Consider the following 20861-nt stretch of genomic DNA (forward strand, 5'->3'; position numbering starts at 1 on the left):
TGTAGCAGAGGCCCGCCCGCCTCCAATTTTCCTGGAGGCTCCCGTTTTATTTTACCGGCAAGGCAGGTGACCCAAAAACACATAAACAACTAACTATCAACACCATACACATTATCCGCTCCCTTACCGCTCCCCTTTACTTCAACTGGCATGTAAATAGCCCCTTGCAGGCAAAACACAACCTCTATGTTAAACCTGGAATGGTTTAGAACATTCAAAGCTATTTACGAAACAGGCAATCTGTCCACCGCCGCACAGGAACTGTTTATTTCACAACCCGGCGTAAGCCTTCACCTTAAATCACTGGAAACCTACACCGGCCACCTTTTATTTGAGCGGGAACCCCGGAAAATGGTGCCTACGGAACGGGCCAACATTCTGTATAACTGCATTATCGATGCTATGAACCATCTTGTTCAGGCCGAACAGCTGTTCTGCCGCAACTCCAAAACCAACAAGCCTACTATCGGGCTGGGCATGGGCTTTGAAGCTTTTGAACATACGCTGGAAGAACATATTACCGAACTGCCTTTTAACATTATTCTGAAGTTTGATGATTACGATCAGATGCTGAACGATCTGGACAATGGCTCGCTCGATCTTGTATTAACACCCCAGAAAAGGCAGCAGGCCCATATTGAATACACACCGTTTGCGCGGGAACGCCTGCTGCTGATTTGTGGCAGCGAAACAGACACCACAGCACTGCCTGCATTAATAGCCGCCGGTAAAAAAACAGACATCAGCCAATGGCTGCGGCAACAGGTGTGGTTTACTACTACCGATATGACGCACCTTAAAAACTTCTGGACCGCCAATTTTGAAGTACAGCCCGATTTCAGACCCAACTACGTAGTGCCCAACCTTAGCTCCGTGCTGCGTTGCCTGCGCGGCGGCAACGGCTTTGCCATAATGCCCGATTTTTTGTGTAAAAAAGAGCTGGGTAACCAAACCGTAATGCTGGCCTGGGAAGGAAGCCCCTGTGTAGAAAACACCCTGCACCTGGGCAAACGAAAAAAAACAATGTATGCCCGGGAAATCAGGGAGCTGGAACAGATGCTTACACAGAACTGGTTTTCATAAAACAACTTAAACTCATTGCCATGTCTTTACCAATTACCAAACAACCTGCCTTCTTCAGTATACATCCGCTGACAGAAAAGGCTACTACTACCAGCACTAACAACACTAAAGATGAAATTATTGAGATGTTTCTGGTATTAAACGGAAAAGCCGTTGTACACGACAAAGAAATACGGGTACTGCTGAACAGTAATCACCTTTACTGCACCAGCGCCAGCAGAAACTGCCAAACCCATATTGAAAAAGAATCGGAAGGGTATATTATCCGCTTCAGCAGAACCCTGCTATACAGCAGCGATGGCGAATTTAACTACTCCTGCTTTTCTGCCTTTCAAACACTGGTGCTTACCGGTAAGGTAATGCAGATAGAAGATCCCTTTCTGAAAGAAAGCAAAAAACTGTGCGAAATGATGATGCAGGAGTTTAGTCATGAACATGATTTTAAAATGCCCATGCTCAGCGCCTTTCTCAACATCTTCCTGTTTCACATGATGCGTAAAATAAACAACTACCTGTGCCATACAGATGTTTCGTTCCGGTTTGCACTGGTAAATCAGTTTAACCTGCTGGTTGAGCAGCATTTTAAAACCAACAAAAAAGTATCAGATTATGCAGCCCTGCTATCTATAACGCCTAATCATTTAAACGATACCATCCGGCGGGCTACCGGCCAGTCAGCCGGTAACCTTATCCGGCAACGGATTGTACTGGAGGCGGTACGCCAGGCCAGGCTTACGGGCGCTACTATGAAGGAAGTGGCATATAGCCTGGGCTTTAACGACAATGCACACTTCAGTAAGTTTTTCAAAAAAACGGCGGGCAGAAACTTCACCGAAATCAAAAAATACCTCTTTAATAAAACCATTGTATCCATTCCTCAAACAACAATATGAACACAGAAAAGATATACTACAAAACCGCCGCTATTGATGGGCTGCATATTTTTTACCGCGAAGCCGGCAATTCTTCGAATCCTACACTGCTGCTACTGCACGGCTTTCCTTCTTCTTCCCATATGTTCCGCAATCTGATAGCACACCTGGCAGGCAGCTATCATATTATTGCACCCGATTATCCGGGTTTTGGCCAGAGCAGTGCTCCGGATACCAGCAACTACGCATATACATTCGACAATCTGGCCACCACCGTGGAGCATTTTATAGATCATCTGCAGCTTACCGGCATTCACCTGTACATACAGGATTACGGTGGCCCCATCGGCTTCAGAATAGCCACACGCCGCCCGCAACTCATCCGCTCTTTTATTATTCAAAATGCCAACGCCTATCTGGAAGGTTTAGGCGCTGCTCTGGAACCTTTAACGGATTACATTCACCACCCCGATGCGGAGCATGAAGCCCAGGCCCGCTTTTTTCTTACCCCCGAAGCAACCCGGTGGCAATACCTCAACGGTGCAGAAGATACCCAAACCATAAGCCCGGACAGTTATGCTATAGATCAGTATTACCTTAACAGGCCAGGCAACGACCATATTCAGCTGGCGCTTTTTCGCGATTATGGCAGCAACGTAGCTAAGTATGATGAGTGGCAGCAGTATTTAAGAGAACATCAGCCCGAAGCTTTGATAATATGGGGCGTAAACGATGCCATGTTTATTGCTGCCGGTGCAGATGCTTACAAAAAAGACCTGCCACAGGCTAACATCTTTCACCTGAATGGCGGGCATTTTCTGCTGGAAGAGCATCATGCCCATGTAGCACAACTTATCAGCCGGTATGTAAAGTAAGGTGGTGCTACCTGCTACAACAACTCATTTACTTCTGCTATCAGGCCGCGCATAATGGAAGCGGCGCCTTTGGCCTTTATGCCTACGGCATTCTGGCCGGCCCACAGGTTTACCAGGTCAGCGCGGCCCTGTGCTGCAGCGGCCTCTTTCAGCGGCCCCAGAAAACGGTTGTGCAGCGGAAAGGGTAACACCTCTGTGGCGTAACTGATGTCTGCCGCAATGCGGTTATGAATCATACGGCCCATTCTGCCGGTAAGCGATTTTGACAGAACGGTATGTTGTGCCGCAGCTGTTTGTAATATTCTTTTATGCAAAGGCGATGCTGCCGATTCGTCGCTGGCCAGAAAAGCAGTTCCCAGTTGCACCGCATCGGCACCCGCCGTTAATGCTGCCGCAATACTTTTGCCATTGGCAATACCACCGGCAGCAATTACCGGCACCCTTACCCGCGCTTTTAACTGCTGCACCAGCGAAAGCAGGCCGGTAAGCGAATCATCTGCCCCACGTAAAAAAGAAGGCCGGTGCCCCCCGGCCTCAAAACCGGCAGCCACAATTGCATCCACTCCCGCTTCTTCCAGGTAGGCCGCTTCCTCCACGGTGGTGGCTGCCCCCACACAAACAATATGTCGCTTTCTGCACTCCCGCAGTATCTCTGCCGCAGGAACACCAAATATAAAACTGAATACAGCCGGTTTAACTTCCAGCAGCGCCTCTGCCTGCTGTTCAAACTTAGAAGGTATTACCGGGTTCAGCTCCGGCACAGGTACCCCTAATTCATCAAAATAGGGCTTAAACAATGCCTGTACTGTTGCTATCTTTTCTGCGGTAACAGCGGCCAGCGAGGCATCTACATCCGATACCCATAAGTTTATATTGAAAGGTTTACTGGTTAGCTGGTGAATAGCCTGCCCCGCCTGCAACAGCTGCTCCGGCGTTAAAGTATACGCACCGTAACTGCCCAGGCCTCCTGTGTTGGATATGGCAGCAGTTAACTCCGGGGTAGAAAAACCGCCGCCCATAGGGCCAAGCAGTACAGGATACTCAATATTCAATAAACGGGAGATGACTGTGTTCTTCCACATGGTGCTGTCATTTGTAGTGAGGAGTAAAAGTAGGAATTATTTGAAATTCTTAACTTCGTACCATGAAAACGAAAACGGCACGTTCCGTATCCTCCTTCAACAACGAGCTTAAACTGAAAGGCTTTAATGTATTTGCTATTGAAGCAGACGGTGCCGCTACCCGTATTTACAGCAGAAAAGACTTTTATAAAATATGCCTTACCACCGGGCATAGCATTGTTAATTATGCCGACAAAAGTTTTGAAACCAATGGCACCGTGCTGTTCTTCGGCAACCCGCATATTCCCTATTCCTGGCAAACAATGTCCACCCATTACGTGGGTTACACCTGCCTGTTTTCAGAAGATTTTCTAAAACTTTCAGCACATTCAGACAGCCTGCAAAAATCACCCTTTTTTAAAATCGGCGGTACCCCTATATTAAACATCAGCGAAAGTCAGCGCACGTTTCTCAATACCATTTTTCAGAAAATGATAGAGGAACAACAGACTGAATATGCTTATAAAGACGATCTTATCCGCAATTACATTCACCTGATTATTCATGAGGCCCTGAAGTTACAGCCCTCAGAAAACTACCATACCAGCAGCAACGCTGCTTCCCGCATTGCTGCCGTGTTTCTGGAATTGCTGGAACGCCAGTTTCCTATTGAAAGCACAGATAAACCACTGCAGCTAAAAACCGCACAGGACTACGCTAAAAATCTGGCACTGCATATTAACTACCTCAACCGGGCAGTAAAAGAAGTAACCGGCAAATCCACCACCACCCATATTACAGAAAGAATCAGCAGCGAAGCCAAAGCCCTGTTGCAGCATACAGACTGGACTATTTCTGATATTGCCTACTCGCTGGGCTTTGAGTACCCCACCTATTTCAACAACTTTTTCAAACGTTTTACCGGCATTGCCCCTACCGCATTCCGGGCCACCCACAAAGTTTGATTTCCTTAACCATCCGTTTGATTATTGTTAACGCCCGGCATAGTGCCTGAGTAACTTTGTGCGCAGTAATCAAAGTAATTACTGATGAAAAGAAGAACATTTCTTGAGCAATCTGCTTTGGCAGGTGCAGGCCTTATGCTTGCCAGCCATTCAGCACTTTTTTCACAAAGCAAAAAGATACATAGCATGAGCAACAACATTCCATCGAAAGGCTATGCCGCTAAAGATGCATCGGGCAAATTAAGTCCCTGGCAGTTTGAACGCAGACCCGTGGGCGATAATGATATTCTGATAGATATTAAATATGCCAGCATCTGCCATTCGGATATTCACCAGATGAAGGGCGACTGGGGCAAGCAACAGTACCCACAGGTACCCGGCCACGAAATTGCAGGCATTGTTGCCGCAGTTGGTAAAAACGTAACCAAATTTAAAGTGGGCGACCGTGCAGGCGTTGGTTGTATGGTAGATAGCTGTATGACCTGCGATAGCTGCACCCACGGCGAAGAGCATTACTGCGATAACAACGCCACCATTTTTACGTATGGGTACCCGGATAAAACTTCCCCCTCCGGCATCAGTCAGGGTGGCTATTCCAATAACATAGTGGTAAGAGATCATTTTGCGGTACGCATACCAGATCATATCCGTTTAGAAGAAGCCGCCCCGCTGCTGTGCGCCGGCATTACCACCTACTCTCCATTGGTAAACGCCAACTTTAACATCGGCGATAAAGTGGGTGTTGCAGGCATCGGGGGCCTGGGCCATCTGGCTGTAAAACTGGCCGTATCTAAAGGTGCAGAAGTGTACGCCTTTACCACCTCACCCGATAAAGTAAAAGACATTCTGGCTTTTGGAGCAAAGGAAGCAATTGTGGTGGATGATATAGCTAAGCTAAAGCCCTATAAAAAGAAGCTGGATTATATGATATCTACCATACCCGCGCAGTACGATGTGGCTGCTTACGCTTCAGTAGTAAAGCCCCGTGGCCACTACACACAGGTAGGCATGCCTGTAGGTTTTGAACTTACACTCAGTAACATTGGCCTGGCCAACAGTCGCGTAAACTTCAATGCCTCACTTATTGGCGGCATACCCGAAACACAGGAGGTAGTGCATTACTGTGCAGACAACCATATACTGCCCCAGATACAGATTATTAAAGCGGAAGAAATTAACGATGCATGGTTAAAAGTAATGAACAAAGAAGCCCGTTACCGGTATGTGATTGATGCGGCTACTTTTTAAAAATGCCTCACATAAGAAGCCTGTAAATTCACAGCACTCAGCATTAACTTATTGTCCTTTTCGGGGTACACCACATTATTCTGTACCAGCGAAAGCAAACTCATACCCCACGCGGCACGGTGGTAGCTTACGGCAAAGCGGCCCAGTGCAGTGGGGTATACCTGCAACTTTCCTTTGCGCAATAACCCAGGTTCATTGCCTACATGCATACCTGCAGTACCCATGCCGGTTAACAGCCAATGGGTACCAGCAACCCACGAGTAGGCGTAGCCACCATTCAGCCCCAGTTGCAGGTTGCTCACCCGTTCGCGGGCAGTTTGGTTCAGTACATTTTTATCATCACCAATACGGTAATAATATATACCGCCGCCCATAACCCAACTACCTGCAGAGCGTTTTTGTATCTCGCTTTGTTCAAACGCGGCTTTGGCAGAGAACTTTTTGCTATTGAATAAATAGGCAGCTTCCATACCCACCTGCTTTACAAACACATCGGGGTGCAGCACTATCTCCCGGTTTTTCAGCTGTTCGTAATAGCCTTTGTATCGCTGGTAAAACACATCCAGCACTATTTTACGGCCGTAGCGGTGTGCCTGCAGATCTAACGATTGGGTGCTGCCATATTGTTTGCCCCGCAGCGGTATTAAACCCACCCCGGCACGCAGATTAATTACCGTATTGTGAACCAGATACCCTACACCCACGTTCATACGGTTATTAGGCATATAGCGGTTGTTACCACGCTGTACCTGAATAGAATTGTCTGCCACAAAAACAGTGAGCATTCTGTGCCAGGGGTAAGCAGCCACATAGGCCGTATCTGCCTTTTGTGCAGCCGCGCCACGCAACAAACCTGTAGTTACCAGTAAAAAGCGGTATACGGATTTCATGTATATACAAAATTGCCGGGCAAAAATACCTTCTGCCCGGCACTGTGCCCGGTTATTATAGCCCCAACGGCCAAATTTAACGCTGAACTAACGGTTACAGCAGTTGGTGAAACGGTTTACACCGTGTTATTTAGCCGAAAGTGAATCTGGCAGTGTAAATAATGCTTCATTCACCTTCACATTTGTCAACTGCATCCCTTTCACAAAGTTAATCTTCACCGGTGTTTTTACGCCCTTTATATTACAGTTCACCAACCGCAGGTTTTGTACGGGTGATTGCTGGTACGCATTAATAGCCACAGCATAGTTGCCACCGTTGGCCACGTTCAGCTCCTCTACCCATATATTGCGTATTACCGGCATAAAATTGCCCGGGTTTTCATAAAACATATCGCAGGTAATAGCCGCATCTTTGTACGTACCTACTTCAATATGCTTCAGAAACACGTTTTCAATAGTGCCCCCGCGGGATGAGCTGGTTTTAATACGCAGTATTCTATCCAGGTCGGGGCTGCTCATTTTACAGTTAACAGCATATATGTTACGGGCGCCACCGGCTATTTCACTGCCAATTACCACGCCGCCATGTCCGTTTTTAAACGTACAGTTTTCTATAATGTGGTTTTCAGCAGGTTTGCCATATTGCCTGCCATCCTCATCGCGGCCCGATTTAATGGCAATACAATCATCTCCGGTATTAAAAAAGCAGTTTCTGATTAATACGTTCTTACAGGCATCCGGGTCGCAGCCATCTGTATTAGGCCCGTGAGAGTCTATCTGTACATGCTCCACAGTAACATTTTCACACATTACCGGGCTTATAAACCACATAGGCGAGTTAATCATTTTAACCCCCGAAATAAGAATGTTACGGCACTGGTACGGTTGCAGCATATAAGGGCGCAGATAATGCCCTTCTCCAAATATTCTTTTCTCCGGCGCTACGCGGTTGTGCATCATTACGTGTAATGTATCCCTTGCCGGCTGCTGCGAGGGCGCGCCTTTTACCCAGCCATACTGTGTGCGGCCTTTCCAGGGCCACCAGTATTCCTTAGAGGCATTGCCATCCAGCGTACCACTTCCGGTAACCGCTATATTCTCTTCATGGTAAGCATAAATCTGGGGCGAATAATTCATGCAATCCATCCCTTCCCAACGTGCCAGCACCAGCGGATAATCTTTGGTGTTGCGGCTGAATACGATGGTTGCGTTTTCAGTTACGTGCAACTCCACATTACTTTTCAGGTAAATGGGGCCGGTTAAAAACTTTCCTTCCGGCACCAGCACCCGCCCGCCACCCGCGGTATTGCAGGCTTCTATAGCACCTTTAAAAGCAGCCGAATTATCCGTTACCCCATCTCCTTTTGCACCATAAGCAGTTATATCAAACACCTTTTTTGAAAACACAGGCGCTTTTATCTCTTTTCTAATCTGTTCAATTTCCTGTAAAGGTTCGCTGGCGCTGGTCCACACCTTAGGGGCATCGCCCGGCATAAGGGCCATAGCAGTTACTAAAAGCGGCAGGGCAAGCAATAAGGATAACTTTCTTGTTTGTTTCATATTGAAAATCAGCTTTCGTTACATAGTTCCATATCTGAACAGCAGTGAGACTGCTAAAATACCGGAAAGTAAAAAGCGCAAGCTGTTAAATCCTTATCTGCCCTGCTGTTATTATTGGGGGAAGGGATACTACCGGCGTATCCAGAGGTTACCGTTTTTTGTTACCAGCTTGCTCAACGCACCTTCCTGCTCATGCAGGTTCAGTACCTTCAGCGCCTCTTCTTTAGCTATGCCAGCCAGTTCAGCAAATTCACGTAAAGTAAGCGTAGGATACTTTGCAAACAAACTCTGCCAGTCTTTGGGGTAGTTGTGCTTTTTCACGGCGCCCTGCCCCATCTTTTCAACGGCTTTCACAAATGTATCATAGGGCTTGAAGCCGTACACAAATTCAGTATTGCCTGCACCGTCTGTTACAAACACAGAAGGAAAGCCTCTTACCATCAGCTTCCCGGCCAGTTTCAAATCTTCTTCAAAAAGCAGTTTTGCTTTGCCCTCAAAATCAGATTTCAGCTGCACCACATCCAGCCCTGCTTCCGCAGCAGCAGCCGCTATATGTTCCCATTTAGCAATGTTTTTCTTTTGCAGAAACACTTTTTCGCGCATTACCCGTAAAAAGGCAACCGCCTTAACACCATCCTGTAACTGAGCAGCCTTAAAAGCTATGGAAGGCGGATAAGAAGAATCCAGCGGATCGGTCAACCATACATCTCCATCTATAGCCATATCGTAATACCGGCTTGCCTCATCCCAGTGCGATGCTACATCTGAGGGTTTGCTGATACCGCCACTGTTATAACTCCAGTCGGGCAGCAGGCCGCCCATCCTGTATTCTATATCCACACCATGCCCATATTCCAGCTTCAGCTTCCGCAACTGTGGCTCTATCCCCCAGCACGAAGAACAGATGGGGTCGGTAAAATAAATAATCTTAACAGGCTTCTCCCCCGTTTTAATAACGCCGGAATCAGCCGTGGCAACTGCCCCTGGCATTTCACATACACCTTTTTCCACATCGCAAATCAATGCATTTACATTGTTTCCCATTGTTTTTACTTTTTGTGCATGGCACCCCAGCAGGCCAGCAGATACAAACACCGTCAGCAATTTTACAGCCATTGTTGAACCCATTTTCCGGCCGGTAGCTGAGCAGGACAGCTAAGCCAGATTCTTTACTATTTTGCACAAATGTCAACATCGCGCATCATATGCACAATTAGTCAGAAAAAGATGACCACCAATATGAAAAGAAACGATTCCATGTTCCGTAGAAAAAACTGGTTCTTAGCCCTGTTCCTGGTACCTATTGGCCTTCACCAACGCGCAACCGCTCAGGAGGTATTTCCGGATGGTACGGCTATACCTGAATGGTTCAGTAAAAACACACCAACGGATATCAGCAAACTGGGCAAACGTTACTCCATTACTGTCTATGGTGTTACTAAAGACAGTACCGTTATTCAAACTCAAAAAATACAAGCAGTAATTGATAAGGCTGCTGCCAGCGGTGGCGGCGTGGTAGTAGTACCTAAAGGCACCTTCCTCAGCGGTGCGCTCTTTTTTAAACAAGGCACCCACCTGCACCTGGAAGAAGGTGCGCGATTAAAAGGCAGCGATGACATCAGCAACTTCCCTATCCGTTTAACACGTATGGAAGGCCAGACGTTGAAGTACTTTACTGCACTGGTAAATGCAGACAGCCTCAATGGCTTTACCATTTCCGGCAAAGGCACGCTGGATGGTAACGGACTGCGCTACTGGAAACAATTCTGGCTGCGCAGAGAGTTTAATCCCAAAACTACCAATATGGATGAAATGCGGCCCCGGCTGCTGTATGTATCCAACAGCCGGAATGTACAGGTGTCTGACATCAGACTCATCAACGCTCCTTTCTGGACCAGCCACTATTACAAATGCGAAAACGTAAAGTTGCTGAACCTGTTTATCTACTCCCCCAAAGCACCGGTAAAAGCCCCCAGTACGGATGCGGTAGATATTGATGGCTGTAAAAACTTTCTGATTAAAAACTGCTACATGTCTGTTAACGATGATGCAGTAGCATTGAAAGGCGGCAAAGGCCCACTGGCAGATAAAGACCCCAATAACGGCGGCAACGAAAACATTATTATTGAAGATTGTACCTACGGCTTCTGCCACGGTGCACTCACCTGCGGCAGCGAATCTATCCACAACCGCAACATTATACTGCGCCGCATTAAATTGAACCATGTAGAGCGACTGTTGTGGTTAAAGATGCGCCCCGATACCCCACAGGACTATGAATACATTCTGGTAGAAGATATTGAAGGCACCGGCGTTGAAAACTTTTTATACATACGCCCCTGGACGCAGTTCTTTGATCTGAAGGGAGAAAAAGCCACACGCCTCTCCTACAGCAAAAACGTAACCATGCGCAATATCCGGCTGGAATGTAACAACTTTTTCAATGTAGGCATTGCAGATAAACAGGCCAACACCAATGCTTTTGAATATCAGTTACAGAACTTTACGTTTGAAAATCTGACCATTAAAGCCAACAAACAACTGAATATAGACACTTCTATTATAAAGAATTTTCAGTTGAAGAATGTTACCATCAACGGCGAAAAGCGCTACTAACAGGCACTGTAGCCCAACAGCAGTGTTACAAAACATATAAACCGTTCATACAGAACAAACAAGGCAGCCTGCCCCATTTGGGAGCAGGCTGTTTTTGTTTCATTTTTTTCACGGTGCTTTTCAAATGTAAAAACCGTATCACAAATCAGTTAATTTCACATAAGCGTAGCCATAACACTTATCTAAGAGCATACTTGAACTAACGATTCTTCACCTATTGCCATTCCACCACATTTCAAAATGAAAAACATGAAACTAACCAAATCTCTATCGATTGCTATCAGCGCAATATCATTATCTGCCTTTATCAGCAGCTGTTCTAAAAACCAGGTAGCTGCTGAGGCAGATCAGCTTTCTATAAACACACTTTCTGCCACTACCGGCAACGTAAGTGCACTGGCCTTTACCGTAGCCACCGCCAACGGGTTTGCACAGGGCACCACCGGTGGTGCTGGCGGCACTGCTGTAACAGTAACCACTGCGGCTAACTTTATTTCGCAGGCTCAGTCATCCGGAGCTAAAATCATCACCGTTAGCGGCAGTCTTAATTTGGGCAGCACTCCTGTATCCATCGCTTCCAATAAAACCATTGTAGGTGCCACCACCGCCTCCTCCATTATCGGCAATGTAAAGGTTGACAATGTAACCAACGTTATTATTCAAAACCTCAACATCAGCAACCCCACAGGTGCCGGAACCGGCGATGCCATTGAAATTTCCGGCAGCACCAAAGTATTTGTTAACAAGTGTAATATATTCGATGGAGCCGATGGCAACCTGGATATTGTAAGAGGTGCTGATAACGTAACCGTTAGCTGGTGCCGCTTCTATTATTCAGCTGTTACCACACACCAGTTTTCTAACCTTATTGGCAATGGCGATAACGTAACTACCGATGCCGGCAAACTACACGTAACGCTGCACCACAACTGGTACGACAATGGCGTTAACCAACGCATGCCACGCGTAAGATTCGGTTACGTACACGTGTATAACAACTACTACGGCTCTAATAACGATTCTTATAACGTAGGCGTAGGCAACAATTCGCACATTTTAGTGGAGAATAACTGCTTTGAAAATCAGGCCCGCCTGTGGTCAGATGCCAGAAGCTCCACCAGTGTAGCGTATCAGCTTACCTGGACGGGTAATGTGCTTATCAATTCTTCTTACCCAACGTGGGCAACCAACTATTCCTCACCGTTCAGTCGCCCCTACAGCTACAGCCCGCACACTGGCTCCGCTATTAAAACCACTGTAACATTAGGTGCAGGTAATAAATAATACACAATAGTAAACCGGACTTGCAACTGGTGAAGAATAACAGGTGTCTCCTGCGTTTGTAAAAACCAGGAGACACCGTTATTTATATAAGATACCTGCCAGCTCCACCATCGTACTTATTTCGTCCTCTGCCACAAAGCCGGTGTTTTTAAAACGGATATTTCCGTTTTTATCAACAACAAACTTAGCAGGCAAAGCTGCTACTTTAAAAGCGGCCGCTACAGGGTTCTTCTTAGTAATTTGTACTCTTTTATAGTTTAACTGTTTTTACGTGCGTACTCTACCATGGCTGCCACTTCTGCAACCGCCTTTTCACTATCAGCCCCAAAGCCCGATACTTCAAACCGGATATTGCCTTTTTTATCAATGATAAATTTGGTAGGAATGCCGGTAATGCCGTAGGCATCGCACACAGGGCTTTTACCGGTTTCTTTGTTCCGCAAATCCATCAGCACCTGAAAATCATATTTGTTATCCCGCACATATTTTGCCGCAGCGGCAGTGGGGTTTCCATCCCCCTTATCCAGCGTATGTATAAACAGAAACTGAACATCCTTATCGTTTTTGTATTTATTCTGCGCCATCTGCATGGAAGGAAAAGAGGCTTTGCAAGGCCCGCACCAGGTAGCCCAGAAATCCAGTACCACTACCTTACCCTTTAATGCCTCCAACGATACCGTGTTACCATTCACATCTTTCAGGGTAAATGCTTTGGCAGGCTTGTTAATGGCCTGCCGCAGTATCTGCTCATTAAACGCACTGGCTTTCTTTTGGGTAAGCGTAGCGGTATAACTATCAAAGCCCTCCGCAGAACCTTTGGCACCCGTGTATGCCTCTTTCAGCTTTGTTTGCATTTCCGGGGTGCTGATGCCTTCGGTTATCATTTTCTCTGCCACCGGCAGCGCCTCTGCATAATGCCTGGTAGCAATGGCAGCATCCACATAAGCCGCGCCCAGTATCTGCCAGTTTTTAGCCGTATCATATAAAGAGGCTACCGCTTGCCAGGCTTCGGTTGCGCGGCCCAGTCTGGTTAACGACTGTGCGTAGGCTGCGGTGTAATACCAGTAATTATTCCGTGTGCGCTGCCCCCTGCTTCCCGCTGCTGCATTAGCTGGCTCTGCGGGCAAAGCATCCACCTCCGTTTTTATGGTATCTATAGCGGTTTTCAGCAAAGGCAGTGCCCCTGCCGGGTCTTTGGCTGCCAGCTTATACGCAAGGCTGGCATATAACGCAGTGTTAGATGTCTGATTCATCTTTCCGGCGTAATACAACATTTTCTGTTTGTCTCCCCGCTCAGCCGCCTCACCTGCCAAATCCCAGGCGGTAAACTCAAACCCATTGGGGCCAAATTCCCGGATCGCTTTTTCATACCCTTCTGCTTTTTTTACCGGATCTTTCTCCCGCTGCAAAACTTCTGCAGCTTCCAAAGCAGCAAACCGGCCCTGGGGCCATTGCTGCTTTGCCGCCGCAGCAACCGCCTCTGCTTTAGCGGCGCTTTTCTTTTGCATATAATACTGGTATACGCTCAGGTAGTTATTCTCATCGGCAACCGCCAGTAAAGAATCTACCTGCTGCTGCAGCTGTATAGTATCTGTTACGGATTGTAATTGGGTTACAATCGGATTTTCATATCCCCGTTTATTCTGGGCGTGTGTTATCAGGGCCAGCAATGCGGCCACACTGGTAAATACTGTCTTCTTCATAACTTTTTATTGTAACAATTGCCGGTTAGTAATTCTGTGTAAGGTTGAGGTTATAGTTAGTGGCATTTTGCGGAAAAGGAAAAATCCACAGTTTCGATCCCGGCTTCAGCGTATAAGTGTATACGGGGCCTGTACTTCCTTCCGGAGTAACAGTGCGGGTAATAGTTTCGCTGTAAGCCGGTTCTGTATTCCAGCGTTTCAGGTTTACAAAATTTTTCCAGCTAAACATAAACTCTGTACGCGATAGCCTTTTCAGATAATTCATAGCTGTAGCAGCATCTGCGGCGGTAAGCGGCTGGTAATCTGCCGGGCGTATGCGCTTTACACGTATGGCGTTCAGTACATCCATAGCTGCTGCAATTTTACCGGCACGTATTAAACACTCTGCTTTTATCAGATACGCATCCGAAGTGGTAAGGCCCGAAGCGTTTGACTGGTAATCGAAACTATACCACAGCAGCGTTCCTTTGGTTTGGGTGTACGCCTCTAATCCATAAGCCGTATCATAAGCATCCGTATAATAACGCATGATATTTCCCGGTTCGTAGTATTGGGATGATTCTGCTGTGGCCATACTCCACGAGGGGTCGTAATACAGCCGTACCGCATAAAAATAGTTATCTGCTGCATTAATGCCATCTCTGTATATAATACCATCCCCGCTGCCTCCGTCTGCTACGCTTAAAAAGTTTACATGATCTTCCAGCCTGTTATTATATAACAGAGCAGAATCAGCTGCCGCTAACGCACCTGTGTAGTTGCGCATAGAAAGTAAAATACGGGCCTTTACCGCAAATGCAAAGCCTTTGCCTGCGCGTAATGTATTAACGGGTTCCTCCGGCAATGCATTCAATGCAAAAGCGGCATCCACATCGGCCAGTAAATGGTTATACACCTGCTGTACCGTGCTTTTTACCGCCAGCTCATCAAAATTAATCTTGTCCATATAAGCTATGCCTCCATCACTGGCGGCGGTAGCAGGGTCGTAGGCTTTGGCATACACATTTACCAGCAGGTAATGCAGGTAAGCCCGTAAAATATAGGCTTCTGCCTGCAACTGCCTTACTTTGGCCGGGTTGTCTGTAACTATGGCCGCCTGCTGTAATATCACATTCAAACGGGTAGAAATAACAGAGTAAAGCCCGGAATATAATCCATCTGTAGTAGCCAGGGCCGCCCTGTCTACCGTAGTATCATAAGTGGTTAAAACATAACTCCAGTCTTTTGTACCCTTAATAATATCTGTAAGGGTTTTCATCTGTACATACGAGTCGTTATCCAGCGTTGCCATATTCCGGAAATCAAACGCAGAGGCATTGTTAAAGCTGTAGTTCAGCAGGTATTCCAGCTGGGCTGCGGTGTTCAGCAGATTTTTACCCTTAGGGTTAATATCGGTATATTTATTACAGGCAGTAAGGCCGAGTATAACAAACAACAGTACTGCGGTATAGTATCTTTTTCTCATTTGCTAAAAATTAAGGTTAACACCCAATACATAAGATGTGGGTGTACGCACACCATTTGTTTCCGGATCTTTCAAAAGTTCATCTCTCGTCCACAGTGTTTTCAGGTTATTTACCTGAAACAGCAGTTTCGCATGGGTAGCCTTTATTTTAACAGCCATATGGGCAGGCAGCTGATAGCCTAACACTATATTTCTTATTCGTATAAAGTCTGCATGTTTTACCCATACATCCGAATAAGCTATCTGCGTACTACTGGTGGTGGCTTTATAGTACTGGCCAAAACCAGGCACATCGGTGTTGGTATTGGTGGGCGTCCAGCTATTGAGTAAATAAGCAGGCATTGTACCGTAAGAGGGTGCTGCCACAGAGCCTGCATTGGCATTACGTACATAATGACCACCATAGTATACAGCAAACACAGTAAGACTAAGGCCTTTGTAATTAAACTCGTTATTCAGCGACATGTTCAGCCGCGGATCGGCACCGCCGGAATATATTACCGAATTTATGTCCGCTGCCGGTATCACCCCCGTGGTAAGCGTTTTATCGCTCAGCATAAACTGCGGCGCACCGCTGGCATCTAATCCCTTATATTGGTACGAAAAAAGGGAGTTCACCGGATTACCTGCTTTAAACGCACCATTACCCGCCAGGGCACCTGCGGTTTGCGCCGTTTGGTCTACCCGCGTAATACGGTTGGTGTTTTTAGAAACAATAAGGGTAGAGGTAAAGCCCAATCCCTTTATGGTAGATGGCCGTAACCACTCATAACCCAGGCTCAGTTCCAGCCCGGTATTTTTCATAGCACCGTTGTTAATAATCAGCGAGCTATAGCCCTGTGTAATATCCAGCAGCTTGCTGGCAAACAAGTCATCCCCTTTTTTATTGTACCAGTCCAGCGCACCGGTTAACCGGCTGTTGAACAATGCAAAATCAACCCCCAGGTTAAACGTGGTCGTTTTCTCCCAGCGTAGCTGGTCGTTAGGCGGGTTGGTAACCGTAGCTACCGGCAGGCCGGTGGTATACTGGGTACCATTGGTAGTAGCGGTCAACTGCGCTGTATAGTTGGTGGCAATGTTGCCGGTAATACCATAACTGGCACGCAGCTTCAGAGAGTTTACCACACCTATCCCTTCCATAAACCTTTCGCGGTTAATATTCCAGGAAGCGCCGGTGGACCATAACGGACGGCCACGGTATTTAGGATCGCCTCCAAACAAATCAGCATAATCTTTACGTAACGAGGTAAACAGGTTATACCTTCTGTCGTACGTATAGGTAAGATTACCATATCCCGATCCATACCGGTGCCTGTTGTCCACATTCACCCCAAAACCTCCTGCCAGGTATAAAGAATATAACGAAGAAGGCAGAATGCTGATATTGGTTTGCCAGAACGAATTAGACATGGCACTCAGTGTTTGAAAGTTGATATTGCTGGTAGCCTGTGTCTGCAACTGATCGTCGTACCCGAAAAGCGAGCTGTAAGCGCCGTAAGAATGCGTTTGCCTGAACTCTGCACCCGCAATAGCCGCAAAGGAATGTTTGCCAAAATCTTTGTTATAGTTGGCCTGTAAGCGCGCTGTATAGTTAGGGCTTTTCACCTGCGAGTTACGCATTCTTCCACCCGGAGGCAGCAGGTTGGTATAGGTATAAGGTGCAGTGGCAGAGCGTGTGGTAAATACGTTGCTCAGCACACGCATGGCATAACTTTCTTTTTCAGAATAAGACGCCGCATCGCTGCGGTTATCTTCGTACTGAAACTGCGGATTAATGGTTAACCCGGGCAATACCTTCATGCTCAGGTTTACATAGTACCGTATATTCAGCGTGTTGGTGGTTACAAAATCGCGTCCCAGTTCATCCAGGTGATTAAACTTCATGGTAGAGAACTTTGTATTGGAATCCAGCAGTGCATTAAACGGGCTGTAGATATTAAAATCAGACGTGTTATAATAAGCCTTGCTGCCATCCTCATTCAGTAACCGGTAATAGGAAGGCACGTTAAAAGGCGTGGTAGCATAATTGCTGCTGTGAGACCGCTGTTTGCCTATAATGGTATTAACCCCATAGTCAATATCCAGCCATTTAGCCACATTGTAAGTGCCCTTATAAAACAGGTTCAGCTGTCTGTTCCAGGCATTGATTAACCCGTTGTTGTCTGTTTTATAATTCACCACCAGGCTGGATTGCGATCTGCCGTTGTTAGTACGTACCGCCAGGTTGTATTGCTGAATCAGCTGCCCCCGCAACGCATTGTCGCGGAACTGCTGCGCAATATCATTTTCTTTCAGTGCCGCCAGTACCGGGGCAATGTCTGCTTTGGTTTTAGTGCCTTTTGCCACCTGAAAATAGGCGTAGGCTACAGGGCTTACCGCACTCCCCTTATTCAGGTTATTCTGTTCAAAAGTATTGGCCAGGGTAGCGGGTGCGCCCAGCACACCACTGTTAAAATAGTAATCATAATAGTTGCTTTCAAAATCCACCTGCTGCTCAGGAGTCATATAGCGCAGGTAGCTCCAATCCGGCTTTTCAAAATAGTTAAAGTTGGCAGAAGCTTCTACCACCGTTCCTTTCTGCCTGGCTTTTCTGGTAGTAATTACCATTACACCGTTAGAGGCACGGGCGCCATAAATAGCAGCTGCAGCCGCATCCTTTAATATGGTAACACTTTCCACATCGTAAGGATTAATATTACCTACACTGCCCGGGGTGTAACCGCCCTGCGGGTTGGCATTACTTACAGAACCTGCAATGGGTAACCCATCTACCACTACCAGTATATCTCTGCTGCCGGTATTTAAACTGCCAACGCCGCGTATGGTGGCATTGCCGTTATAATATACCAGACCAGGCACTTTGCTCTCCAGGTTATCCATAATATTTATGGCATTCCGCTTTCCCAGTTCTTCTGCCCCAATGGTTACAGAAGAGCCAGTCATTTTATCTCTTTTAATGTTCTGATAACCGGTACTTATCACCTGCAGCTCTGTAAGGGCGGCCACACGGTTTTTCAGGCGTACTACCAGGCCGGATACCGCTGCATTTACCAATGCATGTTTCTGCTCTTCTGCATCAGAAACATCTTCACTTACCGTTGGGGTGCTGTTGGGCGTTCTGTTCATCAGTTCTATTTCGGCAGCAGTACCGTTCTTTATTCTTATTACTATGGGTAATGATGCTATATGGCTGATGGAAACAAGGTCGCCGGCACTTACATTCAATGTAAAAGTTCCGTCCGTTCCTGTAGCTACCACTGTTTTTTTATCCAGTACCGATACAGCAGCGCCAAACAAAGGTTTTCCATCCTGCCCCAGCACCCGCCCCTTTAATACAATTATATCCGGGGCCGGTGCGCCCAGGCTCAGCAATGCTGCTATATCAGCAGCCTGCTTTTCCGGGGCCTTGCGCGATACGCTTATGGTTTTGCTGTCAATGGTGTACTTTAACGGCTGGTCTTTAAACAAAGCTTCTAAAAACGCTACCAAAGGCTTGTGATCTGCCTGTATGGTTACAGGCCTGGTACCGGTAAAAATATCGCCGGTATACAAAAACACATACCCGGTTTGTTTTTCCAGTTCTGCAAAAACAGTTTTCAGGGGTACCTGGCGGCTGGTTATGGTTACCGTTTGCGACACACCTTTGGCATGTACGGTAATAATAGCAGCCAGCAGCAATAAAATAGTCAGTCTCATAATGAGAAATGTTTGAACAATACGGCGCCTTCCACCAGAGGCGTGGCAGCCGGTTGCAATGCTTTTTTGCATAATTGCAGCATCCCGATTACCTTCGGGATAGGTTTTGGTTAATGATTAAGCAGTCTTTCGCGAGACGTTTTTCTTACTTCATGATTCAGAACGCTGTTTGGCTTGTTAGTCAAACATCCGCCGGAAGTGGCTCCAACACTTCCGGTTTTTTTTGCCAACAATATTTTATACACTTATTTCTTTTCTGTAATCGTTAGCACCCTCCCTTCCAGTGTTGCTTTCAGGCCATAATCACCCAAAAAACCGATAAAGGCCTTCAGGCTTACGCCTCTGTCCATTTTTCCGTGAAACACAATCTGCTTAACAGGGCCTTCATACTTCACCTCCACATCATACCACCGTTCAATCTGCCGCATTACTGTTTTTACATCTGCCCCATCAAACTGAAACAATCCATTTTTCCAGGCAAGCACCAGGCTTATATCTGCGTTCGGTTGTATATGCAACAAACCATCAGCCAGCTGCGCCTGCTGCCCTGGTTGTAACAGCACTTCATCCGCCTTACTGCCGGGGTCGCTCAGCATTTTTACCTTTCCTGTTACCAGTGTGGTTTGTATAGCCGCCTCATTATCGTATGCCTTAATATTAAAACTGGTGCCCAGTACTTCTACCGAAGCCTTGTGGTTAATAATTACCCGGAAAGGATGCTGCGCATCCGGCGCCACTTCCATATATACCTCACCTGCCACCTCCACCCTTCTTTCGCGCTGCGAAAACCTGGTGGGAAAACGGAGCGAACTGGCAGCATTCAGCCACACAGTACTGCCATCTGGCAACTGCACCTGAAACTGGCGCCCTTTGGGTGTGGTAATGGTATTATAAGCCAGCTGGTCATTATCCGCCTGCTGCCCCGCATACCGGAGGCGGCCATTCTGTAGCAACAGCTGCATACCCTGCTGCGCAGCTACCACGCCGTTTTTAACCGTATCCAGCAGCACCTGTGTACCATCGGCAAGGGTAAGTACAGCCCCCTCTTTTCCCGGTGGCCTATCCTGCACTCCGGTAAAAGCCGTTGCCGGCTGTTTGCCCTGCTTTTGCCAGGGCTGCCATAGCAGCGTACCAGCCACCAGCAGCAACACCGCTGCCACACCCGCCCAACGCCACCAGCGCAACGTTACCACCGGGGCTGCCGTTTTTTGTTGCGGTTGGTGCTGTAATATGCCCTGCAGCACTGCTGCCCAGCGGTCTTCCGTAAAAGCAGGGTCAGGTTTGCCCGCTTCAAAATAAGGCTGCATCAGTGCACCCCAATCAAAGTCAGGCTGCTCTTCCAGCACCTGTGTTATGGCAGTCATTACTTCGGGGGAGGTATCTCCCTCCAGATATTTTTTAAAAATGAATGCAATCAGTTCCGGCTGGTTCAAGGCACAAATAGTTTGGTCATCTATTCAGACACACCCAAAAGCCCGGTGTACCACCGGAGCGAAAAAAAAATAAAAAAAAGTGATAACTTAGGTTTCACTGGCGTAAAACA

The 20861-nt window shown here is 47.0% G+C and carries 15 protein-coding genes; 7 read left to right on the forward strand and 8 right to left on the reverse strand.

Annotated features, from left to right (window positions below):
* Positions 1 to 186: 186 nt before the first annotated feature.
* The 3 genes from IEY13_RS07275 to IEY13_RS07285 are packed head-to-tail and all read left to right on the forward strand — an operon-like array spanning position 187 to position 2830.
* Complete coding sequence (locus tag IEY13_RS07275) at positions 187 to 1083, forward strand: LysR family transcriptional regulator (RefSeq protein WP_188951327.1); 897 nt, start codon at positions 187 to 189, stop codon at positions 1081 to 1083.
* Positions 1084 to 1103: 20 nt separating this feature from the next.
* Positions 1104 to 1976, forward strand: a complete 873-nt coding sequence (locus tag IEY13_RS07280) for a helix-turn-helix domain-containing protein (protein ID WP_188951328.1) — start codon at positions 1104 to 1106, stop codon at positions 1974 to 1976.
* Positions 1973 to 2830 (forward strand): alpha/beta fold hydrolase, encoded by an 858-nt coding sequence (locus IEY13_RS07285; protein ID WP_188951329.1) that lies wholly within the window; start codon positions 1973 to 1975, stop codon positions 2828 to 2830. Before IEY13_RS07280 ends, IEY13_RS07285 begins: the two co-directional genes overlap by 4 nt.
* Before the next feature lie 14 nt (positions 2831 to 2844).
* Here IEY13_RS07285 and IEY13_RS07290 read toward each other — a convergent pair whose 3' ends face one another.
* Entirely contained in the window at positions 2845 to 3912 is a 1068-nt protein-coding gene (locus IEY13_RS07290) for an NAD(P)H-dependent flavin oxidoreductase (protein WP_188951330.1), read from the reverse strand.
* Between the two features lie 62 nt (positions 3913 to 3974).
* On the opposite strand from IEY13_RS07290, the gene IEY13_RS07295 reads away from it, so the two are divergent.
* A complete protein-coding gene (locus IEY13_RS07295) occupies positions 3975 to 4856 on the forward strand; it encodes a helix-turn-helix domain-containing protein (protein WP_188951331.1) in 882 nt (293 codons plus the stop codon).
* A gap of 84 nt (positions 4857 to 4940) precedes the next feature.
* Positions 4941 to 6104, forward strand: coding sequence for an NAD(P)-dependent alcohol dehydrogenase (locus IEY13_RS07300; RefSeq protein ID WP_188951332.1), 1164 nt, complete (start codon positions 4941 to 4943; stop codon positions 6102 to 6104).
* Here the strand turns inward: IEY13_RS07300 and IEY13_RS07305 are convergent.
* From IEY13_RS07305 to IEY13_RS07315, 3 genes are all read right to left on the reverse strand, one after another.
* Positions 6101 to 6994, reverse strand: coding sequence for a DUF4421 family protein (locus IEY13_RS07305; protein WP_188951333.1), 894 nt, complete (start codon positions 6992 to 6994; stop codon positions 6101 to 6103). The genes IEY13_RS07300 and IEY13_RS07305 overlap by 4 nt on opposite strands.
* Before the next feature lie 126 nt (positions 6995 to 7120).
* On the reverse strand, positions 7121 to 8554 hold the full coding sequence (locus IEY13_RS07310) for a glycoside hydrolase family 28 protein (protein WP_229687775.1): 1434 nt from the start codon (positions 8552 to 8554) through the stop codon (positions 7121 to 7123).
* Positions 8555 to 8683: 129 nt separating this feature from the next.
* The gene (locus IEY13_RS07315; RefSeq protein WP_229687776.1) at positions 8684 to 9670 is read right to left on the reverse strand and encodes a DsbA family protein; all 987 of its coding nucleotides are present in this window, start codon (positions 9668 to 9670) and stop codon (positions 8684 to 8686) included.
* A gap of 123 nt (positions 9671 to 9793) precedes the next feature.
* On the opposite strand from IEY13_RS07315, the gene IEY13_RS07320 reads away from it, so the two are divergent.
* On the forward strand, positions 9794 to 11170 hold the full coding sequence (locus IEY13_RS07320) for a rhamnogalacturonidase (RefSeq protein ID WP_188951334.1): 1377 nt from the start codon (positions 9794 to 9796) through the stop codon (positions 11168 to 11170).
* Between the two features lie 249 nt (positions 11171 to 11419).
* Positions 11420 to 12454: a pectate lyase family protein gene (locus tag IEY13_RS07325; protein ID WP_188951335.1), complete on the forward strand. Its 1035-nt coding sequence runs from the start codon at positions 11420 to 11422 to the stop codon at positions 12452 to 12454.
* Between the two features lie 257 nt (positions 12455 to 12711).
* Here IEY13_RS07325 and IEY13_RS07330 read toward each other — a convergent pair whose 3' ends face one another.
* From IEY13_RS07330 to IEY13_RS07345, 4 genes are all read right to left on the reverse strand, one after another.
* Positions 12712 to 14157 (reverse strand): TlpA family protein disulfide reductase, encoded by a 1446-nt coding sequence (locus IEY13_RS07330; RefSeq protein WP_188951336.1) that lies wholly within the window; start codon positions 14155 to 14157, stop codon positions 12712 to 12714.
* 25 nt (positions 14158 to 14182) lie between these two features.
* Positions 14183 to 15622 (reverse strand): RagB/SusD family nutrient uptake outer membrane protein, encoded by a 1440-nt coding sequence (locus tag IEY13_RS07335; protein WP_188951337.1) that lies wholly within the window; start codon positions 15620 to 15622, stop codon positions 14183 to 14185.
* Between the two features lie 3 nt (positions 15623 to 15625).
* The gene (locus IEY13_RS07340; protein ID WP_188951338.1) at positions 15626 to 19318 is read right to left on the reverse strand and encodes a SusC/RagA family TonB-linked outer membrane protein; all 3693 of its coding nucleotides are present in this window, start codon (positions 19316 to 19318) and stop codon (positions 15626 to 15628) included.
* Positions 19319 to 19563: 245 nt separating this feature from the next.
* Entirely contained in the window at positions 19564 to 20751 is a 1188-nt protein-coding gene (locus IEY13_RS07345; RefSeq protein ID WP_188951339.1) for a FecR family protein, read from the reverse strand.
* Positions 20752 to 20861: the final 110 nt, after the last annotated feature.

Source organism: Filimonas zeae (assembly GCF_014641615.1).
Classification (GTDB): Bacteria; Bacteroidota; Bacteroidia; order Chitinophagales; family Chitinophagaceae; genus Filimonas; species Filimonas zeae.

What these genes read in the sequence shown, in the direction of transcription:
- IEY13_RS07305 (WP_188951333.1), bottom strand. Translation starts at nt 6,994, where the DNA reads ATGAAATCCGTATACCGCTTTTTACTGGTAACTACAGGTTTGTTGCGT.
- IEY13_RS07285 (WP_188951329.1), top strand. Translation starts at nt 1,973, where the DNA reads ATGAACACAGAAAAGATATACTACAAAACCGCCGCTATTGATGGGCTG.
- IEY13_RS07300 (WP_188951332.1), top strand. Translation starts at nt 4,941, where the DNA reads ATGAAAAGAAGAACATTTCTTGAGCAATCTGCTTTGGCAGGTGCAGGC.
- IEY13_RS07295 (WP_188951331.1), top strand. Translation starts at nt 3,975, where the DNA reads ATGAAAACGAAAACGGCACGTTCCGTATCCTCCTTCAACAACGAGCTT.
- IEY13_RS07335 (WP_188951337.1), bottom strand. Translation starts at nt 15,622, where the DNA reads ATGAGAAAAAGATACTATACCGCAGTACTGTTGTTTGTTATACTCGGC.
- IEY13_RS07330 (WP_188951336.1), bottom strand. Translation starts at nt 14,157, where the DNA reads ATGAAGAAGACAGTATTTACCAGTGTGGCCGCATTGCTGGCCCTGATA.
- IEY13_RS07275 (WP_188951327.1), top strand. Translation starts at nt 187, where the DNA reads ATGTTAAACCTGGAATGGTTTAGAACATTCAAAGCTATTTACGAAACA.
- IEY13_RS07340 (WP_188951338.1), bottom strand. Translation starts at nt 19,318, where the DNA reads ATGAGACTGACTATTTTATTGCTGCTGGCTGCTATTATTACCGTACAT.
- IEY13_RS07310 (WP_229687775.1), bottom strand. Translation starts at nt 8,554, where the DNA reads ATGAAACAAACAAGAAAGTTATCCTTATTGCTTGCCCTGCCGCTTTTA.
- IEY13_RS07315 (WP_229687776.1), bottom strand. Translation starts at nt 9,670, where the DNA reads ATGGCTGTAAAATTGCTGACGGTGTTTGTATCTGCTGGCCTGCTGGGG.
- IEY13_RS07320 (WP_188951334.1), top strand. Translation starts at nt 9,794, where the DNA reads ATGAAAAGAAACGATTCCATGTTCCGTAGAAAAAACTGGTTCTTAGCC.
- IEY13_RS07290 (WP_188951330.1), bottom strand. Translation starts at nt 3,912, where the DNA reads ATGTGGAAGAACACAGTCATCTCCCGTTTATTGAATATTGAGTATCCT.
- IEY13_RS07325 (WP_188951335.1), top strand. Translation starts at nt 11,420, where the DNA reads ATGAAACTAACCAAATCTCTATCGATTGCTATCAGCGCAATATCATTA.
- IEY13_RS07280 (WP_188951328.1), top strand. Translation starts at nt 1,104, where the DNA reads ATGTCTTTACCAATTACCAAACAACCTGCCTTCTTCAGTATACATCCG.